This is a genomic window from Pseudomonas sp. B424 (assembly GCF_055408345.1).
Genome location: NZ_JBUZTL010000051.1, coordinates 1 through 6,070, shown reverse-complemented (window position 1 = coordinate 6,070; position 6,070 = coordinate 1). Strand labels below are relative to the sequence as shown.

The window sequence follows — 6,070 nt, the reverse complement described above, 5'->3', positions numbered from 1 at the left end:
CAAGCAGCCAAAGACAAGATGTATGCTGATCTAAAGAAACAAGCTGAGGATTGCTACGCGCCACTTCTCTTTCCAGAAGACTGAGTGTAAGCAGGTGTGAGATTAGGGACCAGCTCCCTTAAGAGCGCCCTAGATTCCAACGTACATTGCCCTCTAAGGTCGATTTTCATTGGCTCTTCTTTGTGCTCGGGTCAAGCACTGTAATTTCCCCTTCCAAAAACTAAATTTACCGGCATACTACGGAAAACCACCTCTAAATCCGAGTCTGAAAACCTCCTGAATTATTCCAGCACCAGCCTTTATTGGCGGTAGTTTGCCTGATTCTGTAGGCCTTCATGAAAAAGCGAGATGAGAGGAGGTATAGGGTATCTATAGGGATAGAGGAATAAGGACAAGAATACGATGACTGAATCGACTGAAGAGAGGACAAATCGGCAATATCTCAAGTACCATCTGAGCACCCAATGGCGCTATCAGCACTCAGTTTTTTACGCTAATGCAGAGGATAGCGTCAACCTGCTAACCGATCAGGTGCGATTCAAGGAGGCTCTGAGGAAGCATGCACCAGATCAACCCTTCCTTTGCCGCATCCAGTTGCTGGATAAAGATGGGGTGCAAGAAGCCATCATGGTCATTTACACGACTGGCAAGGTTCATGGACTAACTGAGCTGGCTTGTAAAACATTCAAGCAGCCAATGAACACTCTCGGTCGTGGCTTGCCTGATAGTCGCCGTGATGGCGCTGCTGCCACAATTAAACGCGAACATGCTCACAACCTTGCAGAGTTCTTTGAGAAGCCTTCAGTGCGCCGCTGGAGCGTCCTAAACAAGCCACTGATTGATCCAAACCTTCAGTACAAGCACAAAACGCCGATCACAGCACTGGACGACTTCTGACTGAGTACCATTCAGGGCCTTAGTCGTGAGGGACTCTGAGTCCCAATAATAAGATCAATCTTTTAACAAGAAAGAAAAGAACAATCGCTTCGCTCTTGTTCCCCCCGCCTATTCTGGATCACTCGATCCTGTGTCCGGCAGCCTTTGACTTTGCTTTACCGCCAGTGAGCGAAAGAGCTTTTAGGCTTTTGCCACTCATCCTCCTGCGAAGCCATCAGATTTCATCGTCATGCTGATGGTTGCACTCCTTCAGTCCTACGCTGAGATTGTCAGGACTGTCTCTAGAAGCTCGTGAACTTGTCATCCTCTGCGCCCAGCACGGTAAAAGCACAAGCCTCAAGCCCTAGCTCAGTGCATATGAGTCTCTGCCTTCCGAGCGCATTCTTGGCGGGATGCCAGTAAACCGAATCCTTCAGCATGACCTTTACCGGACGGTCTTGTGTCACTTCATACGTCAAGATGACATCATCACCGCCTATGCCATCGTAATGATTAGTGTAAGTACAACCCTCTAAATACCCTATTAGCTCTCTCGGTTCGCTTGATTCTTTGATAGGCCTGAACACGCCCCCAACAAATTGCAGCAAGAGCGAGCCGCTTCCCGGCTCCTGACTTTTCCAACGCGCTGCCTCCCGACTTGCTGGGGCATGGTGAAAGTCTTGATCCATTATGATGGACGAAGCTGGTGGGCAAGAATCCATCTGGTTCGCAAGCGCCATCTTGGGAAATAGAATCACCATCCCCGCCACCATCAAGCATTCAATGCCGACTTTCATGCTCTTCAATCCCCAGCCCCACATACGCGCCTCCAAATAAAGGCACAATGCTATCACCTCGTTAGCGCGCTAGCCCAACATAATCCCCACTAACAACCTCCTTGGCTATACGTCACTCCCAGCATTTGCAATCAGCCCTTCCTGAACGCTGGCGCCAGCGCCAGCAAATGTGCGTCCTGCCCCTGCCCTCGCCATATACCGATTTGGGTATAGGCCAGCGAGTACAACAACAAGCCCCTACAGATGACCCTGACTGTACCGATATAAAAATATTTACAACCCTATCGAATACACATACAATCGGTACACCCTATCGAGTACAGGCATCACCATCATGTTTATCAGAGCCTACCTTCGTGCCAGTACAGACTCACAAGACTCAAGCCGTGCCAAGCAATCGCTAATTGACTTCGCATCAGAGCACGGTCACAAGATTGCTTCGTTCTACATTGAGAACGAGTCAGGCAGTAAGCTGGATCGCCCTGAGCTGTTCCGACTGCTAGAAGACAGCCACGAGGGTGACGTGCTGCTGATTGAAGGCGTGGATCGCTTGTCTCGCCTGTCACAAGCTGACTGGGCCAGCCTCAAGGCCACCATTGCCGCCAAGAAGGTGACAGTCGTATCCCTTGACCTGAGCACAAGTCACGCAGCATTGAAGGCCACAGACGGCATGGATGACTTCACAAGGGGGATGATCGCCGCCGTCAACGGGATGTTGCTCGACATGTTGGCTGTGGTAGCTCGCAAAGACTACGAGGATCGCCGCCGCCGCCAAACTCAGGGCATCGAGAGAGAAAAGGCCAAGGACAAGTCACTGGACAAGACAGAGAGAACATACAAAGGCCGACAGACTGACCACGAACTACACGCTCGCATTAAGGCTTGCAGGGCATCAGGTAACAGCCTTCGCGAAACAGCAACAATTGTTGGTTGTGCCTTGAGCACAGTACAGCGAGCCATGAAAGAGACAGTGTAAGGCTACAGCGCCCATCTAGCCTCGACAAGATATAAGCAAGGGGTAAGCCTAGGCTAGATGGCGAACGTCGCTCAAGCAGCGCTGTAGCAGCTGAAATAACGGATATTGATTGATCCTGATGGTACACCAGTATAGCCATCAGGATTTTGGAGAAGTATGACTCCCATGAACCCTACAAGTTATGTACTCGTCAATCAATGTCGTTATCTCGCAGGGATTACACCTAATATAATGCAAGACAGGTCTGTAAGTTCCAACTGCATCTCTGACAGTGAAGTTAGTTAAAGCTCTAACGCCATCTGATCGATTTTGGCAATGGTGAACAGATAACCCACAACCTTTCGTCCTTGTCGCTTAACTTCCATTGTCACATTCAAGTCAGTACCCGCGTTCAATTCTTTCAGTGCGGGCTCAAGTACCCATCGCCGTAAATCTTTCACACTGGGGTACTTATCCCTTAGATCAAGCATTTCCCTCAATTGTCCAAGGGTGCATTCCCGTTGCCCCAACTTATGGAATTGGCTCATCAGCTCATAAAGACGAATGGCGTAGAAACTGGACAACGCTCCAATCTGCTTTAACTGGTAGCTGGTAAACTCTTTGTTAAGCATGGTTAGGTGCGGAATGACCGTGGGTGAGAAGCCAAGCACAACACACCCTTCGCTTTCCTTGTACTTAACATGAAATACCCAACTCATCTGTTCAACCACTTTACCTTTTGAATACCTGCGTATATCTCTTTCAAACAATCTCCGGGCGGCATCGTTCAGGGCTTCATATGCTGTGTCACGTTCCATTCCGAAGGTTTCAGCAAAGGAGTCAGCCCGGATTGTGAAGTATCCGTCGTGCGGGTAAGGCTTGCGTGAGTCGATCATGGACGCAGCAGACAGGATCAGGCGCTTCTCATTGAGCGACAGTGTGTGGGATGCCTCGATCAGTCGGTTTGATTGCGTCACCTTGTTTTCAACCATCTCCACAGCGCTCTCCTAGTGGCTAAATCTGAACCCGGAATCTCTCCCTGATAGCCTCACTCTGGAGAGAGGGAGAAGGCTAGCACACTCTCCCCATCCTGTGGACAACACCCGGAATCTCTCCCCATTCAACCCGGAATCTCTCCCCTATGAACCCGGAATCTCTCCCCATTCAACCCGGAATCTCTCCCTGAACTTCTCGTTTTCCCCTTTAAAATCAAGCACTTGGCGAGCCTAAAACAAGAGAAAAACAAGAAAAACAAGATTTAAAGGAATTTGGGTGGGTGGAAGTCAGGTGGCACAGCTCAAGAACCAGCAGCCTTCCAGTCGCTGCACGCCGATCAAGATTTGAGTACGACGCCAGACCATGTACGGCGGTTTCGCTCCTTCACGCTGCTACCTACGGTCTGCGCGCTTTGCTTGCTAGTAATCAGCCTGTGGGGGCCTGCTGCTATTCCCAGCCTGCAAGCACGTCAGCCATAGACTTAGGAGAAGAGAGCACCACAGGCCTCTCAGGCGCTTGTACAGGCACAGTTGGCACTGGCTTGTCAGGTGCTTGGGGCGTATCAGGTTTGTGCTCGATCCGCATTAGCACCGCTTTCAATTCAGCCAGCTCAGCCACCAATGGTGCTGTTGCTCGTTCAACTGCTGCCTCAATCATCGCTGTGAGGTGATCATCGGTCGCTGAAGGTTGTGTGAAAACTTGTGCATTTGGTTGTGCATGGCTGTGTGCAACTGGTGCGAGCTTCCCATACATTCGCTCAAGTTCTGCTGTCTCGTATCTACGCCTGCCATCTGGCCCAACGCTATAGCTGATAAGGCCTGCGTCGGAATGGTTGTACAGGGTTCGACGACTCACGCCAGCCAGTTGAATGGCTTGTTGGATGGTGTGCAACATGGCTGCAGTCCACAGTGTGCAAAAGGTGTGCAAAGTATGGCATAGCAGGGGAAACCTATCGATAGTGGAAATCTATTAATTTAGATGAGTATATTGACAAAATCAATTTTAATTGCTAATCTCCTAATAGAGATGGAGCTCTTAGCAAGCCCCTTCTTTTGACGCCTCTTGTTTGTGAAGGTGGCTTGTGGGTTACGACACGACATTACCTACGGTGTCGCTCGGTACGACTATCTCTCGCCTATCTCTAATAAGCCCGCCCCAATGCGGGCTTTTTATTGTGCCAAGTAACAAACGTGATCAACAAACACAACAACAATAACTTCATCTGGAGGATATCCCGTGCCCAATACAAAACGCTGTACCTGCTGTAACACACCACTTGTAAACAAACGATCCCACACTAAAACCTGTGGAACCAATTGCCGCTCCAAGCTGTACAGAGAGCGGCAAAAGGCACTTAAAGCCAATGTGTCTGTAAAACTTGTATTCAAGAGAGCTGACTTCGATGTCTTGAAGCAAGAAGCTGAATTGAATGGAGTCCTAATCAATCAGCTACTTGCAAACAAAATCGCCTACAGCAGCCACCAAGCAATCTAACTTCAATAGCCAACCAACTTACAAAGGAGACGGAAGGCAAACATTACAAGGAAAACAATAATGAACTACTTAGCTATACACACTCAATCGAACCTAATAATCAAAGCAGTAACATCATCCAACAAGCCCGCTGACGATATAACAACTAGGTTTATTGAAGTTGGCGATATCACTCTGAGAAAGTTCTATAAGCTGTTAAGTAAGACAAACCGCAATGGTCGTCTAATTGATACCGGGGAGCTGGCTGAAGCATCACCGAACTTCCAGTATTTGCTGGCTCAAAAGGCGTAAAAGTAACTACCCTTGGCTACCCTACAGGGTCGTGGTTTTGCACGGCTACAGGCCACGTAATACGTAAGGTTAAACATCCAAAACAACACCATCTCAGCCTATTCAGGCGATAACCAGTTTATCACCGATAATCAACCTATATAATAAGGAATGTACAATGACAACCACAACACAACCAAAGCTAACGATTGAAGGCACACCCGCAAAATTTGATGCTACTGAACTACTCCGCCGTCAGCACACTTACCACTCCACATATGCTAATACAACACAATCTTGCACTACCGTCAGAGGGGGCTTCCCAAAGCAACTTCTACAAGCTGTTATAGATCACGCTGCAAAGGGCTATGATTTGACCGACTATCCTGTTTCACTTGATCCGGCGGCATACTCTGTTCAGATGAGAAAACCAAAAAGTTTGCAAGAAGCTGATCTTATTAAAATCAACAACGATGTAAAAGACGCCTACAAGGCTGAACTTCAAGCATCTCACGAGAATTATAAAGAAAGATTGTACGCTCAATTGGTACAAGCCGAGGAAGCCAAGCAGGCGGCTAAAGCCCAAGCAGCCAAAGACAAGATGTATGCTGATCTAAAGAAACAAGCTGAGGATTGCTACGCGCCACTTCTCTTTCCAGAAGACTGAGTGTAAGCAGGTGTG

At 48.6% G+C, this 6,070-nt stretch carries 7 protein-coding genes; 4 read left to right on the top strand and 3 right to left on the bottom strand.

The genetic code is table 11. The features are described 5' to 3' along the window. Positions 1 to 402 precede the first annotated feature (402 nt). Entirely contained in the window at positions 403 to 897 is a 495-nt protein-coding gene (locus ACZRMS_RS26005; protein ID WP_463997615.1) for a hypothetical protein, read from the top strand. A 281-nt stretch (positions 898 to 1,178) separates the two neighbouring features. Here ACZRMS_RS26005 and ACZRMS_RS26000 read toward each other — a convergent pair whose 3' ends face one another. Then, the gene (locus ACZRMS_RS26000) at positions 1,179 to 1,673 is read right to left on the bottom strand and encodes a DUF3757 domain-containing protein (RefSeq protein ID WP_463997614.1); all 495 of its coding nucleotides are present in this window, start codon (positions 1,671 to 1,673) and stop codon (positions 1,179 to 1,181) included. A gap of 334 nt (positions 1,674 to 2,007) precedes the next feature. Here ACZRMS_RS26000 and ACZRMS_RS25995 point away from each other — a divergent pair, with 334 nt between their 5' ends. Further along, positions 2,008 to 2,649, top strand: coding sequence for a recombinase family protein (locus ACZRMS_RS25995; protein WP_463997613.1), 642 nt, complete (start codon positions 2,008 to 2,010; stop codon positions 2,647 to 2,649). A 281-nt stretch (positions 2,650 to 2,930) separates the two neighbouring features. Here the strand turns inward: ACZRMS_RS25995 and ACZRMS_RS25990 are convergent, their stop codons facing one another. Together ACZRMS_RS25990 and ACZRMS_RS25985 are read right to left on the bottom strand one after the other, a co-directional pair. Further along, positions 2,931 to 3,620 carry a replication initiation protein gene (locus tag ACZRMS_RS25990; RefSeq protein WP_463997616.1) on the bottom strand — a complete coding sequence of 230 codons (690 nt, stop codon included), beginning with the start codon at positions 3,618 to 3,620 and terminating at the stop codon, positions 2,931 to 2,933. 451 nt (positions 3,621 to 4,071) lie between these two features. After that, the gene (locus ACZRMS_RS25985) at positions 4,072 to 4,518 is read right to left on the bottom strand and encodes a hypothetical protein (RefSeq protein ID WP_463997612.1); all 447 of its coding nucleotides are present in this window, start codon (positions 4,516 to 4,518) and stop codon (positions 4,072 to 4,074) included. Between the two features lie 660 nt (positions 4,519 to 5,178). Between ACZRMS_RS25985 and ACZRMS_RS25980 the strand changes: the two genes are divergently transcribed. Together ACZRMS_RS25980 and ACZRMS_RS25975 are read left to right on the top strand one after the other, a co-directional pair. Continuing rightward, positions 5,179 to 5,409, top strand: a complete 231-nt coding sequence (locus ACZRMS_RS25980; protein ID WP_463997611.1) for a hypothetical protein — start codon at positions 5,179 to 5,181, stop codon at positions 5,407 to 5,409. Positions 5,410 to 5,566: 157 nt separating this feature from the next. Continuing rightward, positions 5,567 to 6,055 (top strand): hypothetical protein, encoded by a 489-nt coding sequence (locus ACZRMS_RS25975; RefSeq protein ID WP_463997610.1) that lies wholly within the window; start codon positions 5,567 to 5,569, stop codon positions 6,053 to 6,055. The last annotated feature ends 15 nt before the right edge of the window (positions 6,056 to 6,070 follow it).

What these genes read in the sequence shown, in the direction of transcription:
- ACZRMS_RS26005 (WP_463997615.1), top strand. Translation starts at nt 403, where the DNA reads ATGACTGAATCGACTGAAGAGAGGACAAATCGGCAATATCTCAAGTAC.
- ACZRMS_RS26000 (WP_463997614.1), bottom strand. Translation starts at nt 1,673, where the DNA reads ATGAAAGTCGGCATTGAATGCTTGATGGTGGCGGGGATGGTGATTCTA.
- ACZRMS_RS25995 (WP_463997613.1), top strand. Translation starts at nt 2,008, where the DNA reads ATGTTTATCAGAGCCTACCTTCGTGCCAGTACAGACTCACAAGACTCA.
- ACZRMS_RS25990 (WP_463997616.1), bottom strand. Translation starts at nt 3,620, where the DNA reads ATGGTTGAAAACAAGGTGACGCAATCAAACCGACTGATCGAGGCATCC.
- ACZRMS_RS25985 (WP_463997612.1), bottom strand. Translation starts at nt 4,518, where the DNA reads ATGTTGCACACCATCCAACAAGCCATTCAACTGGCTGGCGTGAGTCGT.
- ACZRMS_RS25980 (WP_463997611.1), top strand. Translation starts at nt 5,179, where the DNA reads ATGAACTACTTAGCTATACACACTCAATCGAACCTAATAATCAAAGCA.
- ACZRMS_RS25975 (WP_463997610.1), top strand. Translation starts at nt 5,567, where the DNA reads ATGACAACCACAACACAACCAAAGCTAACGATTGAAGGCACACCCGCA.